Here is a 19,664-nt window from a genome sequence, read left to right as displayed (position 1 = left end):
GCACGAGGTATCTGGTCCGCGCCACCGATGATCATGAACAGACGAAGGGATCTCCACGATGAACCAGACCGAGGCGCTGCCTCGCCCCCGCCCGAACTTGATCTTCATCATGTCCGACGACCACGCCGCGCATGCCATCTCCGCGTACGGCAGCCGGGTCAACTCCACCCCGCAGCTGGATCGGCTCGCCGCCGACGGAGCGCGGTTGGACGCGACCTACTGCACCAACGCGATCTGTTCGCCGTCGCGGGCCTCGATCCTCACCGGCACCTACAGCCATATCAACCAGGTGCCGTCGATCTACTCGGAGTTCGACTATCGGGTGCCGACGTACGCCCAGGTGCTCTCCGAGCACGGTTATGCGACGGCGCTGTTCGGCAAGTGGCACCTCGGGCACACACCGAAGAGTCACCCGCGGGGGTTCGACGACTGGAGGATCTTCCCGGGCCAGGGTGACTACGTCGACCCGGTGATGATCTCGGCGGCGGGGGAGGAACAGCTGACGGGTTACGCCACCGACATCGTGACCGATCTGGGGTTGAGCTGGCTGGAGCGGCAGGAGGCCGACCGGCCGTTCTGCCTGATGATCCATCACAAGGCGCCGCATCGACCGTGGGTGCCGGACCCCAAACACGGTGATCTCTACCCGCTCGGCACCATCCCGGAGCCCGACACCCTCTTCGACGACTACGCGACCCGCGGTGACGCGGCGCGCGCGGCGAAGATGACGGTCGCCGACGACCTGCAGCCCGGGGACCTCAAGGTCAGCGTGCCCGAGGAGCTGCGCGGCGAGGAGAATCGCGAGGCGCGGACCCGCTGGGCCTACCAGCGCTACATGCGCGACTATCTGCAGTGCATCCAGTCCGTCGACGACAACGTGGGTCGGGTGCTGGACTACCTCGACGAGCACGGCCTGGCCGACAACACGATCGTGGTCTACACCTCCGACCAGGGCTTCTTCCTCGGCGACCACGGCTGGTATGACAAGCGCTTCATCTATGACCCGTCGCTGCAGATGCCGTTCCTGATCCGCTGGCCGGGCGAGATCGCGGCCGGCTCCCGGCTGGACGAGATCATCACCAATGTGGACTTCGCCGCCACCTTCCTCGACCTGTGCGGGATCGACGCCGCCACCGCGCTGCCCACCAGTCAGGGACGCAGCTTCCGCCGCGTCTTGCGCGGGGACACCCCCGACGACTGGCCCCAGTCGATGTACTACCGCTACTGGGAGCACGACGACCCCGATCACCACGCCTGGGCGCACTACGGCGTACGGACGAAGACCCACAAGCTGGTCTACTTCTACGCCGACGGCCTGGGCACCGACGGGTCGTCGGAACACCGCTACCCGCCGGAGTGGGAGCTGTATGACCTCGTCGCTGACCCGCAGGAGCTGAACAACGTCGCCGACGACCCCGCGTACGCCGAGATCCGGCGCGAGCTCGAGGCCGAGCTGACGCGGCTCCAGGCCCAGTACCGCGACCAGCCGTACGTGCTGGCGGACTGACGCGGGATCGGCGGACCGGTCAGGCGGGCCACTTCCAGTTCTGCACCTCCGGCAGGTCGACCCCGTGCTCGCGGGTCCAGATCCGGGCCCGCAGCCGGGTGTCGACCATCTCCTGGCGCAGCCCCGCCGCCCGTGAGCCGAGCCCTGGCACCCGGTCGATGGTGTCGATCACCAGGTGGTACCGGTCCAGATCGTTCAGCATCACCATGTCGAACGGGGTGGTGGTGGTGCCCTTCTCCTTGAAGCCGCGGACGTGCATCGAGGAGTGGTTGTGGCGTCGGTAGGTCAGCCGGTGCACCAGCCACGGATAGCCGTGGAAGGCGAAGATGATCGGCTGGGTCTCGGTGAAGATGGTGTCGAACTCGCGGTCGGGCAGCCCGTGCGGGTGCTCGGTCTCGGCCAGCAGCCGCATCAGGTCCACCACGTTGACCACCCGCACCCGCAGGTCCGGCAGCCGTTCCCGCAGGATCGCTGCGGCGGCGAGTGTCTCCAGGGTCGGGATCTCACCGGCGCAGGCCAGCACGACGTCCGGATCGGTACCCGTCTCGTCCCGGTTGCCCGCCCACTCCCAGATGCCAAGACCCCGGGCACAGTGCAGCGCGGCCTCCTCGACCGAGAGCCAGTCCGCCTGGGGCTGCTTGCCGGCGACCACCACGTTCACGTAGTGCCGCGAGCGCAGGCAGTGGTCGTAGGTGGAGAGCAGCGTGTTCGCATCCGGCGGCAGGTAGACCCGGACGACCTCGGGGTTCTTGTTCATCACGACGTCGAGGAAGCCGGGATCTTGGTGGCTGAAGCCGTTGTGGTCCTGCCGCCACACGTGGGAGGAGAGCAGATAGTTGAAGCTGGCGATCGGCCGCCGCCAGTCGACCTCGGCGCTGGCCTGCAGCCACTTCGCGTGCTGGTTGAACATCGAGTCGACGATGTGGATGAAGGCCTCGTAACAGGTGAACAAGCCGTGTCGCCCGGTCAGCAGATATCCCTCGAGCAGCCCTTGGCACATGTGCTCCGACAGCACCTCGATCACCCGGCCGTCGCGGTCCAGCCGCTCGTCATGCTCGGCGATCTCGATCTGCCAGTTCCGGCCGGTGACGTCGAGAATGTCCTGCAGCCGGTTGGAGGCCAGCTCGTCGGGGGCGAAGGTGAGGAAGTTGTCGGGATTGGCCCGCACCACCTCCTTCAGCCAGCCGCCGAGCACCCGGGTCGCCTCGTGGCTGGTCAGACCCGGCTTGGTGACGTCGACCCCGAACGTGCGCCAGTCGGGCAGGGTGAGGTCCTTCAGCAGCTCGCCGCCGTTGGCGACCGGGTTGGCGCTCATCCGCCGCGGCCCCTGCGGGTTGAGCTCGAGCAGCTCCGGCACCGGTGCACCGTGCTCGTCGAACAGCTCGTCCGGCCGATATGACCGCAGCCAGGCCTCCAGCACGGCCCGATGCTGACCGTCGGTCCGCGCGGCGGGCAGCGGGACCTGGTGGGCGCGGAAGGTGCCCTCGACGGCTTGGCCGTCCACCACCGGCGGGCAGGTCCAGCCCTTGGGGGTACGCAGCACGATCATCGGCCAGGCCGGATGGGTGAAGTCCGCGTCTTCGCGGGCGGCCCGCTGGATCTCCGCGATCCGGTCCAGGCAGTTCTGCATCGCCTCGGCCATCGCCTGGTGTACGGCGGCCGGATCGCTGCCGGCGACCACGAACGGCTCGTAGCCGTAGCCACGCAGCAGCAGCGTCAGCTCCTCCTCTGAGATCCTGGCCAGCAGTGTGGGGTTGGCGATCTTGTATTCGTTGAGCGCCAGGATCGGCAGCACGGCACCGTCGCGGGCGGGGTTGACGAACTTGTTGGCGTGCCAGCTGGTGGCCAGCGGCCCGGTCTCGGCCTCGCCGTCGCCGACCACGCAGAACACCGTCAGGTCGGGGTTGTCCAACACGGCCCCGAACGCGTGCAGCAGCGAGTAGCCGAGCTCACCGCCCTCGTGGAAGGAGCCGGGCGTCTCCGGGGCGCAGTGGCTCGGGACGCCGCCGGGAAAGGAGAACTGGGCGAACAGGCGGGTCAGCCCGTTGGCATTGGTCGGGATGTCGCTGTAGAGCTCGGAGTAGCTGCCCTCCAGCCAGGCGCAGGCGTTGGGACCGGGGCCACCGTGGCCGGGCCCGGCCACGAACACCGCGGAGAGGTCACGCTCGACGATCATCCGGTTGGCGTGGACGTACGCCAGGTTCAAGCCGGGAACCGTGCCGAAGTGGCCCAGCAGCCGTGGCTTGATGTGCTCGGCCTGCAATGGCTCCCGCAGCAGCGGATTGGCCATCAGATAGATCTGTCCGACCGACAGATAGTTCGCCGCCCGCCACCAGGCGTCCAGTCGGCGCAGTGCTTCGGGGTCCAGCGGCCCGTCGACGTCGCCCAGCTCGTAGGCCTGGGGCGCGATGCTCTCGCCCTCGGTCGAGCCCTCGTTGTCCGCGGCGGTGTCGCCACCCATGCTGGCCAGCTGAGTCATCTCGTGCCTCTCGTCGACAGGGAGCGGTTGCTCTCTGCCAGCACAGCACACCCCCGGTGCGTCCGGAACCCATCGCGGTGAACCGATCGTGTCCGGCACGTGCCGGACACCGATCCGCCATCCACTAGGCTGCTGGCCCGTGACAGCAGCGCGCCCGTTCGTGGTCGGCATCGTCGGTGGTGGTCAGCTGGCGCGGATGATGCACGCGGCCTCCATCGGCCTCGGCATCCAGACCCGACTGCTGGCTGAGGGCCCCGACGTCTCCGCCGCCACGGTGGTCAACGACGTCACCGTCGGCGACTACACCGATCCACAGACTGTGCGTACGTTCGCCGCCGGCTGCGACGTGATCACCTTCGATCACGAGCACGTGCCGACCGGGCTGCTGGGCGAGCTCGAAGCGGCCGGCATCGCCGTGCGGCCCGGCCCCGACGCCCTGATCCACGCCCAGGACAAGGTGGTGATGCGCGAACGGCTGACCGCTCTCGGCGCTCCGTGCCCGGCGAACCAGGTGGTGGCCGATGAGGCGGCGCTGGTCGCGTTCGGGGACCGGCACGGGTGGCCGGTGATCGCCAAGACCTCCCGCGGCGGCTACGACGGCAAGGGCGTGTGGAAGCTGGACTCGGCCGCCGACGCCGGCGAGCCGTTCAGGTCGCTGGCCCCGGGCGTGCAGGTGCTGGCCGAGGAGTACGTCGACTTCGCCCGCGAGCTGAGCGCCCTGGTGACCCGGTCGCCGTCCGGACAGGCGGTGGCGTACCCGGTCTCGGAGTCGGTCCAGCGGGGCGGGGTCTGTGTCGAGACCATCACGCCGGCACCCGGGCTGACCGAGACCCAAGCGGTCGAGGCACAGCAGCTCGCGCTGCGGATCGCCTCCGAGCTCGGCGTGGTCGGAATGCTGGCGGTGGAGCTGATGCAGCGCGCGGACGGGTCGGTGGTGGTCAACGAGCTCGCCATGCGCCCCCACAACACCGGCCACTGGAGCATCGACGGCTCGCACACCTCGCAGTTCGACAACCATCTCCGCGCCGTGGTCGACCTCCCGCTGGGCGACCCGAGCACCCGCAGCCCGTGGGCGGTGATGGTCAACGTGCTGGGCGGCACCGTCGAGGACCTGCCGTCGGCACTGCTGCACTGCTTCGCCCGGGACCGTCGGCTGCGGATCCAGCTCTACGGCAAGCAGGTCCGCCCTGGCCGCAAGGTGGGTCACGTGACGACCTTCGGCGACGACCTGACCGACGTCCGTCGGCGCGCCTGGCACGCCGCCAACTATCTGATGGGGAACCCCGATGCCTGAGCCGACCGTGCCTGCCGCAGCCTCGCCCCGGGTCGGCATCGTGATGGGGTCCGACTCCGACTGGCCGACGATGGAGGCCGCCGCCACCGCGTTGGAGGAGTTCGGCGTCGCGTACGAGGCCGATGTGGTCTCGGCCCACCGGATGGTGGACGCCATGGTGAGCTATGGCCGCGAGGCGCACACCCGCGGTCTGGAGGTGCTGATCGCCGGCGCCGGGGGAGCGGCGCACCTGCCGGGCATGCTCGCCGCCCTGTCCCCGCTGCCGGTGATCGGGGTACCGGTGGCGCTGAAGTATCTCGACGGGATGGATTCGTTGCTGTCCATCGTGCAGATGCCGGCGGGCGTGCCGGTGGCCACGGTGGCGGTCGGCAACGCCCGCAACGCCGGTCTGCTCGCGGTCCGCATCCTGGCCGCCGGCGACCCCGACCTGACCGCGCAGATGGTGCGGTTCCAAGATGAGCTGCGCCAGGCCGCCGAGGCCAAGGGCGCCGCCGTCCGTCAGCGCGCCGGTCAGCCATCCCCGCGATGAACAGCGACGCCGAGCCGCACCGCCCGCTACCCTCCTCGCGTGGCTAGTCGCGTTTCGGAGTTCTTCACCGGTGTCGGTCTGCTGGGCCGTGGGCTGGGGCTGATCCTGCGCCGACCGCGGTTGTTCCTGCTCGGCGCGCTGCCGCCACTGGTCACCTCGCTGGTCTTCCTGGTCGTGGTGGTGCTGCTGATCAACCGCGTCGACGGCATCGCGGTCGCCCTGACGCCGTTCGCCGACGGTTGGTCCGTCGAGCTGGCGGTGGTCGTCCGGGTGCTGGTCGGGCTCGCCGTGGTGGCGGCGGGAGTGCTGGTGATGGTCATCTCGTTCACCACGCTGACCCTCGCCATCGGCTCGCCGTTGTACGACAAGATCTCCGAGGCCATCGAGAACGAGCTGGGTGACCCGCCGGCGGAGGTGGCGGAGCCGCTGTCAGCCGGGGCGGTGCGCAGCATCCGCCAGTCGGTGGCCCTGATCGCGGTCTCCGCGGCCGGGGCGGTGCTGCTCTTCGGGCTGGGCTTCGTGCCGCTGCTGGGCCAGCTGGTCGTCCCGGTCGTGTCGGTGGCCTTCGGCGGCTGGATGCTGGCGATGGAGCTGGTCGGCTCGGCCTTCGACCGACGTGGCCTCACCCGGCTGGCCGACCGCCGGACCGGGCTGCGCCGCAACCGTGCCCGGGTGCTGGGGCTGGCCGTACCGAGCTTCCTGCTGCTCTCGGTGCCGTTCCTGGCCGTGGTGGTCTTCCCGGCGGCGACAGCGGCCGGCACCATCTTGGCCCGCGACCTGCTGGCCACGCGCGACTGAGGTGCGCCTCAGGCGGGCGGTGGCCCGGTGCTGCCCCGCTCCTTGAACCGGGGGGTCGAGTCCAGATGCGCCCGGGGCGGGGTCCCGTCGAGCACGTCGAACAGCCGACGCGCCACGTGGGCGCCGAAGCTGATCACATCATGGCTCATCGCGGACAGCTGAGGATGGGTGATCTGGCACAGTGGCGAGTCGTCCCACGCCAGCAGACTGACCTGCTCCGGCACCTTGAGCCCCAGCTCGGACAACGCTGACAGGCTGGCCACCGCCATCAGGTCGTTGTCGAACAGGATGGCTGTCGGTGCCGCCGCCCCGCTGACCAGTCGCCGGGTCGCCTCCCGGCCGGCCTGGCTGGAGAAGTCGGCGTGCACCACCTGACCAGACACCGCGTGGCGATGGACTGCGCCGGCGAAGGCCGCGTCGCGGATGGCCACGTGCCCGAGATCCGACAGCCCGGCGACTCGCGCCAGGCGACGATGACCCAGCGCCGCCAGCCGCCCGACCGCCTCGGTCATCGCCGCCGCGTCGTCGGTCCACACGCAGGCGAAGTCGCCCGCGAGCGACGGGTCGCCGACGAAGACCGCAGGAAGGTCGAGCTCGGTCAGCACCGCGATCCGGGGGTCGTCGACGCGGAGGTCGACCACCACCACGGCGTCCACCCGCCGTTCGGAGGACCATTTGCGGTAGGTGTCCATCTCCGCCTGGAGGTCGGCGGTGACCTGCAGCATCAGGGCGTACGAGCGCTCCGAGAGCACCGACTCGATGCCCGCCACGAACTCCATGTAGAACGGTTCGCTGCCGAGCGTGCGCGGGTCGCGGGCCAGGATCAAGCCGAAGGTGTCGGTCCGGGAGCCGGACAACAGCCGTGCGGTCCGGTTCGGCGCCCACCCCAGCTCGGCCGCGACCTGCAGGATGCGGGCACGGGTCTCGTCCGACACTCCCGGACGGCCGTTGAGGGCGTACGACACGGCGCCCTTGGAGACACCCGAGCGGCGCGCGATGTCGTTGATGGTGACGCGAGGCATGCGGTCTCCTGCTCTGGACATCCTCACCCCCAGGGTTGCCGGCGGGCAGCTCCTACGCTGACCGTACTGTATGAACTGAACCGGTTCGCCTGATCCGGTACGGATGGTGGGATTCGGCTGGTTCCCACCGCGCCACCCTGCCAGGGTGGTGGACGTGGCCCAATGCCGGGCAGGCATGGGTCTTCTACTCATCCGAGTCTTCTAAGGAGAAGAAACATGCCCAACCCCCTCAACCTGTCGGTGCAGCTCTACTCGGTGCGCGATGCACTGGCGAAGGACTACGACGCGACGTTGGCCCAGATCGCGGACTACGGCTACACCCAGGTTGAACCGTTCCAGTTCACCAACTTCTACGACGAGCTCAAGACCGGACTGGCCAAGCACGGCCTCACTGCTCCGAGCACCCACGCTGGCCTGCTCAGCGCCGATGACCAGGACGCCGTCTTCGGCCAGGCGGTCGAGCTGGGGATGAAGACCGTCATCGACCCGCACGTCGCGCGGGAGCGCTGGCAGAGCGCCGATGACATCAAGCAGATCGCGGACCAGCTCAACGCCGCCGCGGCGAAGGCGGCAGCGCACGGGCTGGTGGTGGGCTACCACAACCACCAGTTCGAGCTCGAGTCCGTGATCGACGGTAAGCACGGACTGGACATCCTGGCTGAGAACCTGGCCCCGGAGGTCGTGCTCGAGGTCGACACCTACTGGGCGTACGCGGGCGGTGCCGACGTGATCGCGCTCCTCGGTCGGCTGGGGGACCGGGTTGCCGCCATCCACGTCAAGGACGGCGACGGCAGCTTGGACAACAAGAAGCAGGTGGCGGTCGGCTCCGGCTCCCTGCCGGTGTGGGACTTCATCGAGGCCGCGCCGGCGTCGGTCCTGTCGGTGGTGGAGCTGGACGACAGCGAGGGTGACCTGCTGGAAGCCGTGGGCGCGAGCTTCACCTTCCTGACCGCAGGAAAGGCGGCCTGACCGATGGCAGCGAAGACCGGGCCCGTCGGCGTCGGCATCATCGGCGCCGGCGTGATCAGCAACACCTATCTGGAGAATCTGAACAGCTTCCCCGACGTCACGGTGCACGCTGTCGGTGACCTGTTCCCCGACGTGGCCAAGGCCAAGGCCGAGGAGCATGGCATCGCGGCCAGCGGTGACGTCGACACCGTGCTGCAGCACCCCGACGTGGAGATCGTGGTGAACCTGACCATTCCCGCGGCCCACGCCGAGGTGGCCGGGCAGGCCATCGCAGCGGGCAAGCACGTCTGGAACGAGAAGCCGCTCTCACTGGATCGCGCCAGCGGTTCCGCCCTGCTCGACGCGGCGGAGCAGTCCGGCCTCCGCGTCGGCTGCGCGCCCGACACCTTCCTCGGTGCCGGCCTGCAAGCAACCTTCCGGGCCCTCAACGAGGGTGTCATCGGTGACCCCCTGACCGCGTTGATCTTGATGCAGAGCCCCGGCCCGGAGTCCTGGCACCCCAACCCGGCGTTCCTGTTCCAGGAGGGTGCCGGGCCGCTGTTCGACATCGGCCCGTACTACCTCACCGCTCTGGTGCAGGCCTTCGGTCCGGCCGCGAGCGTGGCGGCGATCGGATCCAAGGCCCGGGAGAAGCGGGTCATCGGCTCAGGTCCCAAGGCGGGGCAGGAGTTCGACGTGACCGTCCCCAGCCAGACGAGTGCACTGGCCCGGTTCGAGAGCGGCCAGTCACTGACCACGATCTTCAGCTTCGACTCGGCGCTGCCACGCACGCTGCTGGAGATCACCGGCACCGAGGGCACCCTGCTGGTGCCGGATCCGAACGCGTTCGAGGGCGAGCTCAAGCGCCGGGTCCGGGGCGCCGACGACTGGGAGACCTTGGCGACCACCACCCAGCTGTCGTCGCGGGGGACCGGGGTGCTGGACATGGCCCGGGCCATCCGCGAGGGCAGACCGCACCGCGCCCAGGGCGCGCTGGCGTACCACGTGCTCGACATCATGGTGTCGATGGCGGAGTCGGGCGAGCGCGGTCAGTTCGTCGACGTGGAGAGCACCGTGACCAAGGCCGAGGTGCTGCCGGACGGCTGGGACCCGATGGCCGCGACCGTCTAGCGCTCACAGCGACGAGGGCCACACAGGCGATCCCGGGCGGTGCAGACCGTCCGGGATCGTTCGCATTCAGGCTCAGCCGTGCCCTGGTCAGCTCAGCGGTGCAGGAGGTCGTTGACGCTGCGCAACACTGGCTTGCTGGTGAGCGCGACCTCGTCCACCGCGGCTCCGGTGATCTCGAAGACATGCGACTCCCCGGCCATCAAGGTGACCAAGGCGCTGTCGACGCGCGCGGCCGGATCCAGCCGGTCGGGGAACAGCGTCAGGTCCTTGACCAGACCTGATGCCGTCACGATCACCCGTTGGACGTCGCCCCGGCTGTCCACCGTGGTGCTGAGCACCTCACCCGGTGCGGCGAGCTCGAGTGCGGTGTCCGGGACGAAATACCAGTAGGCCACGGCGGCCTGGTCGGTGGTGATCTGCAGGCACTCCCGCGTCGGCTCGCCCGGGGTGAGCACGTCGGTGTCGAGGGCGATGCTGACCGCGCTCCGCGGGCCGACGTGCAGGCGAACCCGCTGTGTGGCGAGCCGGTCGCTGCCGGCCAGGGTGCTGCGTCGGCTGATGATGACTTCGCCGTCCCACGGCGTCGCTGCGTCGTTGTGGGCGATCAGGGTGGGGACCGAGCGTCCCGCATCGTCTGTTCGCGGCTGCACGGTGAGCAGCCGGTCGGCGTAGACCGCCGAAAGGGCGTGCCACAGCGGCTTGCGGATGTCGGCGGCGTCGACCGCCGCCCACGAGATCACCGGCCAGTTGTCATTCAGCTGCCAGACCACGGCGCCACGGTTGCGGGGGTAGTGGCTGCGCAGGTGCTCGACGGCGTACGACACGGCGCGCGCCTGGTTCAGGGAGGTGGTCCAGTGCCAGTCGGCCATGTCGACTCTCGGCTCAGTCGGCCACATCGGCAGGTGGTCGCCGAGTCCCCGCTGCAGCTTGCCGTTGCCGTCCGCCGCCTTCTGGTGCACCAGCATCTGCTGGCCGAACGGGTCCAGCGGCACGTCGTGCACCACCGAGATCAGGGTCGACCAGGCGGGTGGGCCCTGGAAGCCGAACTCGGAGGCGAACCGGGCTGGGTAGTCGCGGTAGTGCGCGTAGTCGACCCGGTTCCAGACGTCCCAGATGTGCATGGTGCCGTGGTCCGGGTCGTTGGGGTGGTGGTATTTCGCGAAGGAGTACGGGCTGCCGGGGGAGTACGGCGTCCGCGGGTCCAGCTCGGCGACCAGCGAGGGCAGCAGCTCGGTGTAGTAGCCGTCACCCCAGCTGCGCCCTGCCAGCTGCTGCCGCCAGCCCCAGTCGACGTAGCCCCAGATGTTCTCGTTGTTGCCGTTCCACAGGGCCAGACTGGCGTGCGACGACAGCCGGGTGATGGCCTGCCGGGCCTCCGCCTCCACCTCGCTGTAGAGCGGCTCGTCCTCGCTGTAGGCCGCGCAGGCGAACAGGAAGTCCTGCCAGACCAGCACCCCGAGCTCGTCGCAGATGTCGTAGAAGTCGTCGCTCTCATACATCCCCCCGCCCCAGACCCGGAGCAGGTTCATCCCGGCCGCGACTGCGTGCTCGATCGAGCGCCGGTACGTGTCGGGCCCGAGCCGGGTCACCAGCGCGTCGTCAGGGATCCAGTTGGCGCCCTTCACATAGACCGGCTGGCCGTTCACCGCGAGGACGAAGCTGGTGCCGTACTGGTCTGGCTCGGTGGTCAGCGTGACGGTGCGGAACCCGACCCGGCCGGCCCAGCTGTCGGCCGGGAGCTCCGGGTCGCCGAGGATGACCTGGACCGGGTGCAGCGCCGGCTCGCCGTAGCCGGTCGGCCACCACGGTGCCACCTGGCGGATCCGGGTGGTCAGGGTGGTGCTCGCCGTACCCGGCGTGACGACGGTGGAGCTGTCGACCTCCCCGACCCGGACCCGGACCGGGACCGCCCCGCCGGCGTCGCTCCCGGACCATTCGAAGTCGAGGTCGGTGGTGAGCACGCCGTCGTCGCCGTCGAGGGTGGCCAGCGGGCGGACGGCGGCCAGCCGGACGACGCTCCAGGACTCGAGACCGATCGACTTCCAGATGCCGACGCCGGCCAGGTCAGGGCCCCAGTCCCAGCCGTAGCCGCTGGCCATCTTGCGGATCGCGTTGAAGGGATGGTCGTACGCCCGGGGCCGCTCGCCCAGCTCGGCGGACAGTCGCTGGGCAGCGGGGACGGGTCCCTCGAAGACGATCTGCAGCTCGTTGCGGCCCGGGACCAGCAGGGCGCCGACATCGAACCGGTAGTGCCGATGCTGGTTCGCCGTCCGGGCCACCTCGGTGCCGTTCAGGGTGATCGTCGCGACCGTGTCGAGACCGTCGGCGACCAGGTCGTGACGCGCCTCGTCGCCGGGGTGGAACGTAAAGGCTGCGCGATAGACCCAGTCCGTCCGCCCGATCCAGCCAAGGGCTGCCTCGTGATCGGCATCGAACGGGTCAGGGATCAGCTCGGCGGCCAGCAGGTCGGTGTGGATCTCGCCGGGAACGATCGCGGGCAGGTCGGCGGACCTGGCCCAGTCCGGCGCCGGCCCGCCGGTGGCACGCACCGTCCAGTCGACCCCCGCCGCGGAGGTCAAAGGCGTACGCCGCACTGCGGCGGGCGGCTGGATCGGCTGCGTCGTCGTCACGTAGGCACGCTACTTGACCGGTTCAGCGCCCGACAAGGTGGAAGTTGTTACTCACCAGTAGGTCCGAGAGTACGCTGCGGGTGTGACCGACTTCACCGACATCTATCGTCCGACCGAGGACCACGAGGCGTTCCGGGCCGCGGTCCGCGAGGTGTGCGATGCGAAGGTGGCCCCGCACGCCGCCGAGGTCGACGAGCTGAGCGAGTTTCCGAAGGCGTCCTACGAGGCGCTTCGCGCCGCCGACTTCCATGCCCCGCACATCCCTGAGGCATACGACGGCGTCGGCGCCGACGCGCTGGCCACAGTGATCGTGATCGAGGAGGTGGCCCGCGCCTGCGCGTCCAGCTCGCTCATCCCGGCGGTCAACAAGCTCGGCTCGCTGCCCCTGCTGCTCAGCGGGTCCGACGAGCTGCGACAGCGCTATCTGCCGTCGGTGGCCCGGGGTGAGGCGATGTTCTCCTATTGCCTGTCCGAGCCCGAGGCCGGCTCGGACGCGGTCTCGATGACCACCCGGGCCGTACCCGACGGGGACGGCTGGGTGCTCAACGGGGTCAAGCGCTGGATCACCAATGCGGGGGTGTCCGACTACTACACGGTGTTCGCCGTCACCGATCCATCGCTGCGCAGCAGGGGAATCTCGGCCTTCGTGGTGGAGAAGAACGACCAGGGTGTGTCCTTCGGTGCGCCGGAGAAGAAGCTCGGTGTCAAGGGGTCGCCGACCCGTGAGGTCTACCTTGATCAAGTACGGATCCCGGCCGAGCGGATGATCGGCGCCCCCGGGACCGGCTTCGGCACCGCCATGAAGACCCTCGACCACACCCGGGTGACCATTGCCGCGCAGGCGGTCGGAATCGCCCAGGGCGCCCTCGACGTTGCGCTGGACTACGTCAAGCAGCGACAGCAGTTCGGCAAGGCGTTGGCTGAGTTCCAGGGATTGCAGTTCATGCTCGCCGACATGGGCATGAAGCTGGAGGCGGCCCGCCAGCTGACGTACGCCGCCGCCGCGAAGTCGGAGCGGACCGACCCGGACCTGACGTACTTCGGTGCCGCGGCCAAGTGCTTCGCCTCCGACGTGGCGATGGAGATCACCACGGATGCGGTCCAGCTGCTGGGTGGCTACGGCTACACCAAGGACTATCCGGTGGAGCGGATGATGCGCGACGCCAAGATCACCCAGATCTATGAGGGCACTAACCAGATTCAACGAATCGTCATGGCTAGGCAGCTTCTTGCAGGTCAGGCCGGGTGATCACTGAACTCACCGTCCGCTGACAGCTTGTGAGGTGGGTTCGTCGGCCGGCAAGAAGATGATGACTTGTTGCGCGTCTGGATCGGGGAGTTCCAGGGTCTCCCGATCGAATCGAAACTCGAGTCCATCACCGATGCGGATCCGGAGGGGGGCTCGGTCCGGGGGGAGGTGTTGGTCGAGCCGGCTGGTGAACTCGATTCCAGCTACGGGCGCGAGCTGTGCTTTGAACCATTCGGAAGCGCTCGCGGACGGGCCGAGCCATAGGTTGAAGGCTTGCTCGTCGGCGACCTGGCCCCAGTCAGGGAAGACGTCGCGTGCGCTGTGGTCGGTGAAGACGTAGCGGGTGAGGTTGGGCTCGTCGGTGTCGAGCATCCCGGTCGGTCGCATGATGCGCTCGAACCCGTCGGTGTAGGCGAGGATATCGCCGAGCCGGTTGGTGAGCATCGCGATCCCGGGCTCGAGGAGGTCGAGGGTCTTGCGCACCGACGTACGCACCTGACGCGTCGGACGTTCCGGTTCGGCGTGCGTTGCGCAAGCGCCCCCGGTGATCTTGGCGAGGTAGGCCAGGTGCCGGCGTTCCCGCCCATCGAGGCTGAGCGCGTCGGCGATGGCGTTGATCACCGGACCGGTCGGGTTGCGGTCGCGGCCTTGCTCGATGCGGGTGAGGTATTCGACGCTGATCTGGGCGCGGGCCGCTAGCTCGGTTCGTCGTAGACCGGGGGCCCTTCTGCGGCCGTGCTCGGGGAGCTCGAAATCGGCAGGCTGGGTGGTGTCCCGTTTGGCGCGGATGAAGTCGCCCAGTGGTGTCTTCATGGCTTGAGGGTACGCTCCGTCGGCCCAGGCGACGGGGCCGTTGAGTGGCCCTGTGAGGGCTAGCCTGCGCTCGGCCTGTTCGATGCCGCAGCGGTCCCGCACCGTTGACCGCATGACACAGATCCGGCCACCGGCTCCCCCGGGAGGTACGTCCGGCTGGAAGCGCGTCGGCAGTCCACCCACCAGCATCACCAACACGAAGGAACACCCATGTCACCCACAGTTGCCATCATCGGTGCCGGCTACGGCGGCGCAGCTCTTGCCAAGGATCTCGAGAACGACGCCGACGTCGTCCTCATCGACCCCCGCGACGCGTTCGTCAATGTCGCCGGCTCGCTCCGCGCGGTCACCCAGCCCGACTGGGCAGTCAACATGTTCTTCCCCCTCGACCAGCTGCTGACCCGCGGCACTCACATCCGAGACCGCGCAGTCTCGGTCGACCCCGACGGCGTCACGCTCGCCGGCGGGCAGCGGGTCGAGGCGGACTTCATCGTCCTGGCCACTGGCTCGACGTACCCTTACCCGGCCAACCCCACCGCCGACTCCTCCGCCGAGGCCATCGAGGATTTCCGCCGCACCCACAAAGCCCTCGCCGGAGCACAGCAGGTGCTCATCCTCGGTGCCGGCCCGGTCGGTCTCGAGCTCGCCGGCGAAACCAAGGAAGTCTGGCCCGACAAAGAGATCACCATTCTCGATCCCGGCCGCGAGCTGCTCCCGGGATTCCTGGCCGAGGTCCGCGCCGACCTGCACCGCCAGCTCGACGAGCTCGGCATCACCGTCCTCCTCGGCACCCACCTGACCAACCCGCCCACCACCCAGCCTGGACAGCTCGAGCCCACCACAGTCACGACGACCGGCGGGGAGGAGATCACCGCGGACATCTGGTTTCGCGCCTACGGAGCGACGCTCAACGGCGACTACCTCGACGACGGACGACTGACCCAGCGCACCGAAGAGGGCGAGGTCGCGGTCACCAGTCAGCTCAACGTCGACGGCTACAACCGCGTCTACGCCATCGGCGACATCACGAACATGGCCGAAGCGAAGATGGCCGGCTATGCCGGCCAGCACGCCACCACGGTCGCCGCGAACATCCGCGCGCAGATCGCCGGCAACACCCCCGAGGCCACCTACCAGCCACTCGGATACCAGATGGTCCTGCTCCCACTAGGCACGGCAAAGGGAGTCGGACAGCTGCCATCCCCCGACGGGCCAACTCCTACCCCCGCCGAGATTGTCTCTGCGTACAAAGGAACCGACATCTTCACCGGCCGTTTCGCCGAGCAGTTCGGCATTCCCAAGTAGGCGGCCAAACCAAGAGCCGTGAGAATGCCGCGAGCCCCAGGTCCAGTTCCAAGCAGCGATCCGCCGGCATCCACGTCGACCGGGTCAGTTGAGACAGGCCGGCCACTGAGGCTATTGCTAGCAGAGGAGGTCAGGCACGGCGGTTGAGCTCAAGCCGCCCGATGTGCGCATAGGGTCAAAACAGGAGGGTCAAAGGGCTAGTCGGTCCGCTGGGACACCCGCCGACGTCAGTTCCTTGCCGGGTCTTACAGGTTGGTCTGTGCCTCGAGGTGATCGGGGTAGCGGCCCCCTCGGATGTCGATCCGAGACGACAGGGAGTCGAGCTGGGCGAGCTCGTCGGCGGTGAGGTCGATGTCTTCGGCAGCGAGGTTCTCGGCGAGACGGTGACGCTTGGTGGTGCCGGGGATGGGCACGATCCACGGCTGCTGAGCAAGCAGCCAGGCCAGCGCGATCTGGCCGGGAGTGGCGCCCCGGATGTTCGCGATGGTGGTGATCTCCTCGACCAGGCTGACGTTGTGCGCGAGCGCCTCATCGGCGAACCGGGGGATCTGGGCGCGAAGATCGTTGGCGGCGAACGTGGAGCTGGTCACTGTTCCGGTGAGGAAGCCCTTGCCGAGCGGACTGTACGGGACGAAACCGATGCCGAGCTCGGCGCACGTCGCGAGCACCTCCTGCTCGGGGTGCCGCCACCAGAGGCTGTACTCGCTCTGCACGGCGGTCACCGGCTGGACCGCGTGGGCACGACGGATCGTGTCGGCGGCGGCCTCGGACATGCCGAAGTGCTTCACCTTCCCAGCCTCGATGAGCTCCTTCACCGCCCCGGCCATCTCCTCGATCGGCACGTCCGGGTTGACCCGGTGCGAATAGTAGAGGTCGATCGCCTCCACGCCGAGGCGGCGCAGTGAACCGTCGACAGTCGAGGGGAGGTCGCCGGGGGTGAGCATCCGGCCCCGTGGCCGGCGGTCGACCGGATCGATGTCCTGGGCGAACTTGGTGGCGATTACCACCTGGCCGCCGAAGGGTGCCAGCGCCGCACCGACGAGCTCCTCGTTCAGGTGCGGCCCGTAGATCTCGGCGGTGTCGAAGAACGTGACACCGTGTTCCACTGCCGTACGCAGCAGGGTGATCATGTCGTCGCGGTCCGGCGTGTTGCCGTAGCCGCCGGTCATCGTCATGCAGCCCAGTCCGAGGGCCGAAACCTCAAGTCCACTACGTCCCAGCGCGCGCTTCTCCATGGTCAGAACCTAGGACCTGAAACGCACTCCGGCTAGGTGCTGGCTGGAATGGAGTCGCGAGCCCCAGCGACCGCACCACGGTGCGCGACCACGGCCTGCAGCAGCAGTCCGGCTGCGGCTATCAGGCACAGCACGGCTGGCACCAGGAACACCCCGGGGACGCCCAACCAGCCCACCGTGAGGCTGCCGGCGATGCCGCCGACCGCGCCGGAGAAGCGGACAGCGGAGAAGTAGAGCGAGGAGGCCATCCCGATGCCACTCGGATAGAGCTCCTGGGCCACGGTGATGCCGATGCCGCCGAGGGTCGCCCACATCGCCGCGTTGAGCGCCGTCGCAGCGATCAGCATCGCCTCGCTGCCGCCCACCATGAAGCCGAGGTTGGCCACCACCCCCAGGAGCACATTGCCGACCACCAACCGCTGTGCGCCGAACCGGTCAGCCAGCACCCCCATGATCGGGATGAACACGAGCATTCCGACCGACTGGGCGGAGATGACCGCACCGCGCAACCAGTCGGGAGTTCCGAGCTGTAGCTCCATGTAGATCGGCAGGTAGGCGAACTTGATGGTGTCGCCGCACATCGCCAGCACGCCGAGGCTGAGGAACGTCACCAGGGGACGCAGGCTCGGGGCACCGGCCGTGTCCTGCCCATTCCCGTCGGCCGACGTGGTGACCGGGTCGGGCACAGCGCGCAGGACGGTCTGACCCAGCAGGGGCAACGCCTGCAGCAGCGTGCAGATCCCGGCCGCGGCCAGCGTCCATCGCAGTCCGACAACGCCGCCCAGCACGCTGCCCACGAGTGGCCCGGTCAGGAACCCCGCGCTGAACCCGAGCCGGACCGTGGACATCACCCGGTTGTCGGCGCCCGATGGCGCATGGTCCAGCTGGTCGCGCACTGCTGCAAAGACCAGCGAGCTCGTCGCACCGGCGAACCCCAGCACGGTCAGGTTGATCGCGAACGCGATCCACACCTCGGTGGCGAAGGCCATCGCCACCCAGCCGACCAGGCCCACCACCGCGCCGACGTGAAACAGCGTCAACCGGTCAGTCATCCGGTCCGACCAGTGACCGACCACGAAACCCAGGACGGGCGCACCGAGATTGGTGAGGAAGAACAGCCCGGCCACGGGCAGCGAAGCATGCAGGTCCTGCACCAGGAACAGGGACAGCTGCGGCAGGGCGATCGAGGACCCCAGACCGCCGAGAAAGAGGCTGATCATCGCCCGCCGGTAGAACGGGGTCCTGAAGGTGAGGGTGAGCGCGGACCCGGGCCTGGTCATGGCGGCTTGGTCAGACATCGCCACTAAGGCTAGTGGTTGGACCTTTCCGGCTGCGCCCGGCCCCGGTCCGTCCCCAGTCAGCCCTCAACTGATCACGGCGTTCGCTGCCGCGGAAGGCGTGCACCACGGTGGTCGCGCCGGTGTAGTTTGACCGGATGCGCGCGACAGTCAGGGACGTGGCCCACCGGGCCGGTGTCTCACCCAAGACTGTCTCCAACGTCGTCAACGGCACCTTCCCGGTCAGTCCATCGACGCGGCTCCGGGTGGAGCAGGCGCTCGCCGACCTCGACTACGTCCCCAACCTCGCCGCCCGCGGCCTGCGCAACGGCAGGTCAGGCCTGATAGCGGTGGCACTGCCCGATCTCGGCACGCCGTACTCGGCCGAGATGGCCCACCACCTGGTGGTGGCGGCGGCTCGCCGCGGCCTCAGCGTGCAGATCGAGGAGACGTCCGGCGCGGCCGACCGGGAGCGCCAGCTGTTGTCCAGGGCACGGGCGCATCTCATCGACGGCATGGTGTTGAACCCGGTGCTGCTGGAGACGACGGTGGTGCAGCGGGGTGTCTGGTTGCCCCCCGTCGTGTTGATCGGGGAAGTGGACCAGCCGCTCGCCGATCACGTCTGGCTGGACAACACCGCCGCCGCGCGGGAGATCACCCAGCTGCTGATCGACGAAGGCCACCGCCGGATCGCCGTGCTCGGCAAGATGGAGTCCGCGACTGCGCGGCTGCGGCTCGCCGGCTATCACCAGGCGCTGACCGCAGCCGGGATCCCGCTCGACTCCCGGCTGGAGATCGAGACCAGCGAGTACACCCCGGCCGGCGGCGCCGCGGCGCTGACCGGCCATCTGGCCGAGCACGAGGTGCCCGAAGCCATCTTCTGCTTCACCGACTCGCTCGCACTGGGGGCGCTGAACGCCCTCTGGTCGGCGGGCCTGCGCGCGCCCGACGACGTCAGCGTGGTCGGCTACGACGACGTCGCCGAGGGCCGCTACGCCGTGCCGCCGCTCACCACCGTTCGGTTCGACAAGGCGCTGTTCGCCGAGACGACGCTGGAGCTGCTGACCCAGCGGATCGCGGATCCGGACCGGCCCGTGGCGACGGTGACCCTGCCGCATTCGATCGTTCGGCGCGACAGCACCCGCCGCCGCGGCTCTGAGTGATCTGGGTCACAGTGGAAGATGCATCGTTGTAGCCCCGCCTACAACGATGTACTGTCCCTTTCACATGACCGTCGGTAGCGAACTGGGCGGGCCGCGAGCTTTTACAACGATGTAGTAGGCGAGGTACTCGGCGAGTAGGGACACCATCGGCGCTCCGCTTGACCACCCCACGACCGTGTGGTTCAGCCGCTTCGTCAGTGCCGTCCTGGCCACTCATCGCCACCCGCTCCACCAGTTGCGCCGCACGCGTGACAGTTCTTCTTCGAACCTGATCGACCACCAAG

At 68.8% G+C, this 19,664-nt stretch carries 15 protein-coding genes; 9 read left to right on the top strand and 6 right to left on the bottom strand.

What is annotated here, in order from left to right; all coding sequences use genetic code 11:
• Positions 1-58: 58 nt before the first annotated feature.
• Positions 59-1,507 (top strand): sulfatase family protein, encoded by a 1,449-nt coding sequence (locus AC1XX3_RS02205; protein ID WP_483319437.1) that lies wholly within the window; start codon positions 59-61, stop codon positions 1,505-1,507.
• Between the two features lie 19 nt (positions 1,508-1,526).
• On the opposite strand, the gene AC1XX3_RS02200 is transcribed toward AC1XX3_RS02205, so the two are convergent.
• On the bottom strand, positions 1,527-3,986 hold the full coding sequence (locus tag AC1XX3_RS02200; RefSeq protein WP_483319436.1) for a phosphoketolase family protein: 2,460 nt from the start codon (positions 3,984-3,986) through the stop codon (positions 1,527-1,529).
• 139 nt (positions 3,987-4,125) lie between these two features.
• Between AC1XX3_RS02200 and AC1XX3_RS02195 the strand changes: the two genes are divergently transcribed.
• The 3 genes from AC1XX3_RS02195 to AC1XX3_RS02185 are packed head-to-tail and all read left to right on the top strand — an operon-like array spanning position 4,126 to position 6,607.
• On the top strand, positions 4,126-5,280 hold the full coding sequence (locus AC1XX3_RS02195; RefSeq protein ID WP_483319435.1) for a 5-(carboxyamino)imidazole ribonucleotide synthase: 1,155 nt from the start codon (positions 4,126-4,128) through the stop codon (positions 5,278-5,280).
• Positions 5,273-5,809, top strand: a complete 537-nt coding sequence (gene purE / locus AC1XX3_RS02190; protein ID WP_483319434.1) for a 5-(carboxyamino)imidazole ribonucleotide mutase — start codon at positions 5,273-5,275, stop codon at positions 5,807-5,809. The genes AC1XX3_RS02195 and purE overlap by 8 nt, the downstream gene beginning before the upstream one ends.
• Before the next feature lie 39 nt (positions 5,810-5,848).
• Positions 5,849-6,607 carry an EI24 domain-containing protein gene (locus AC1XX3_RS02185; RefSeq protein WP_483319433.1) on the top strand — a complete coding sequence of 253 codons (759 nt, stop codon included), beginning with the start codon at positions 5,849-5,851 and terminating at the stop codon, positions 6,605-6,607.
• A gap of 8 nt (positions 6,608-6,615) precedes the next feature.
• On the opposite strand, the gene AC1XX3_RS02180 is transcribed toward AC1XX3_RS02185, so the two are convergent.
• The gene (locus tag AC1XX3_RS02180) at positions 6,616-7,629 is read right to left on the bottom strand and encodes a LacI family DNA-binding transcriptional regulator (protein WP_483319432.1); all 1,014 of its coding nucleotides are present in this window, start codon (positions 7,627-7,629) and stop codon (positions 6,616-6,618) included.
• A 216-nt stretch (positions 7,630-7,845) separates the two neighbouring features.
• Here AC1XX3_RS02180 and AC1XX3_RS02175 point away from each other — a divergent pair, with 216 nt between their 5' ends.
• Complete coding sequence (locus tag AC1XX3_RS02175; protein WP_483319431.1) at positions 7,846-8,598, top strand: sugar phosphate isomerase/epimerase family protein; 753 nt, start codon at positions 7,846-7,848, stop codon at positions 8,596-8,598.
• A gap of 3 nt (positions 8,599-8,601) precedes the next feature.
• Entirely contained in the window at positions 8,602-9,708 is a 1,107-nt protein-coding gene (locus AC1XX3_RS02170; protein ID WP_483319430.1) for a Gfo/Idh/MocA family protein, read from the top strand.
• A gap of 92 nt (positions 9,709-9,800) precedes the next feature.
• On the opposite strand, the gene AC1XX3_RS02165 is transcribed toward AC1XX3_RS02170, so the two are convergent.
• Positions 9,801-12,338, bottom strand: coding sequence for a glycoside hydrolase family 2 protein (locus AC1XX3_RS02165; protein ID WP_483319429.1), 2,538 nt, complete (start codon positions 12,336-12,338; stop codon positions 9,801-9,803).
• A gap of 82 nt (positions 12,339-12,420) precedes the next feature.
• Here AC1XX3_RS02165 and AC1XX3_RS02160 point away from each other — a divergent pair, with 82 nt between their 5' ends.
• Entirely contained in the window at positions 12,421-13,587 is a 1,167-nt protein-coding gene (locus tag AC1XX3_RS02160; RefSeq protein WP_483319428.1) for an acyl-CoA dehydrogenase family protein, read from the top strand.
• Between the two features lie 9 nt (positions 13,588-13,596).
• Here the strand turns inward: AC1XX3_RS02160 and AC1XX3_RS02155 are convergent, their stop codons facing one another.
• Complete coding sequence (locus AC1XX3_RS02155; protein WP_483319427.1) at positions 13,597-14,502, bottom strand: helix-turn-helix transcriptional regulator; 906 nt, start codon at positions 14,500-14,502, stop codon at positions 13,597-13,599.
• A 108-nt stretch (positions 14,503-14,610) separates the two neighbouring features.
• On the opposite strand from AC1XX3_RS02155, the gene AC1XX3_RS02150 reads away from it, so the two are divergent.
• Positions 14,611-15,705 (top strand): NAD(P)/FAD-dependent oxidoreductase, encoded by a 1,095-nt coding sequence (locus AC1XX3_RS02150; RefSeq protein ID WP_483319426.1) that lies wholly within the window; start codon positions 14,611-14,613, stop codon positions 15,703-15,705.
• A 245-nt stretch (positions 15,706-15,950) separates the two neighbouring features.
• Here AC1XX3_RS02150 and AC1XX3_RS02145 read toward each other — a convergent pair whose 3' ends face one another.
• Entirely contained in the window at positions 15,951-16,940 is a 990-nt protein-coding gene (locus AC1XX3_RS02145) for an aldo/keto reductase (RefSeq protein ID WP_483319425.1), read from the bottom strand.
• 32 nt (positions 16,941-16,972) lie between these two features.
• Positions 16,973-18,238 carry an MFS transporter gene (locus tag AC1XX3_RS02140; protein WP_483319424.1) on the bottom strand — a complete coding sequence of 422 codons (1,266 nt, stop codon included), beginning with the start codon at positions 18,236-18,238 and terminating at the stop codon, positions 16,973-16,975.
• A gap of 137 nt (positions 18,239-18,375) precedes the next feature.
• On the opposite strand from AC1XX3_RS02140, the gene AC1XX3_RS02135 reads away from it, so the two are divergent.
• The gene (locus AC1XX3_RS02135; protein ID WP_483319423.1) at positions 18,376-19,380 is read left to right on the top strand and encodes a LacI family DNA-binding transcriptional regulator; all 1,005 of its coding nucleotides are present in this window, start codon (positions 18,376-18,378) and stop codon (positions 19,378-19,380) included.
• Positions 19,381-19,664 lie beyond the last annotated feature (284 nt).

The sequence above is a fragment of the Microlunatus sp. M237 genome, from assembly GCF_056896895.1.
The sequence above is the reverse complement of the archived record's forward strand: the minus strand, read 5'-3'. Positions and strand labels throughout refer to the sequence as shown.

What these genes read in the sequence shown, in the direction of transcription:
- AC1XX3_RS02140 (WP_483319424.1), bottom strand. Translation starts at nt 18,238, where the DNA reads ATGTCTGACCAAGCCGCCATGACCAGGCCCGGGTCCGCGCTCACCCTC.
- AC1XX3_RS02150 (WP_483319426.1), top strand. Translation starts at nt 14,611, where the DNA reads ATGTCACCCACAGTTGCCATCATCGGTGCCGGCTACGGCGGCGCAGCT.
- AC1XX3_RS02175 (WP_483319431.1), top strand. Translation starts at nt 7,846, where the DNA reads ATGCCCAACCCCCTCAACCTGTCGGTGCAGCTCTACTCGGTGCGCGAT.
- AC1XX3_RS02180 (WP_483319432.1), bottom strand. Translation starts at nt 7,629, where the DNA reads ATGCCTCGCGTCACCATCAACGACATCGCGCGCCGCTCGGGTGTCTCC.
- AC1XX3_RS02135 (WP_483319423.1), top strand. Translation starts at nt 18,376, where the DNA reads ATGCGCGCGACAGTCAGGGACGTGGCCCACCGGGCCGGTGTCTCACCC.
- AC1XX3_RS02170 (WP_483319430.1), top strand. Translation starts at nt 8,602, where the DNA reads ATGGCAGCGAAGACCGGGCCCGTCGGCGTCGGCATCATCGGCGCCGGC.
- AC1XX3_RS02200 (WP_483319436.1), bottom strand. Translation starts at nt 3,986, where the DNA reads ATGACTCAGCTGGCCAGCATGGGTGGCGACACCGCCGCGGACAACGAG.
- purE (WP_483319434.1), top strand. Translation starts at nt 5,273, where the DNA reads ATGCCTGAGCCGACCGTGCCTGCCGCAGCCTCGCCCCGGGTCGGCATC.
- AC1XX3_RS02145 (WP_483319425.1), bottom strand. Translation starts at nt 16,940, where the DNA reads ATGGAGAAGCGCGCGCTGGGACGTAGTGGACTTGAGGTTTCGGCCCTC.
- AC1XX3_RS02205 (WP_483319437.1), top strand. Translation starts at nt 59, where the DNA reads ATGAACCAGACCGAGGCGCTGCCTCGCCCCCGCCCGAACTTGATCTTC.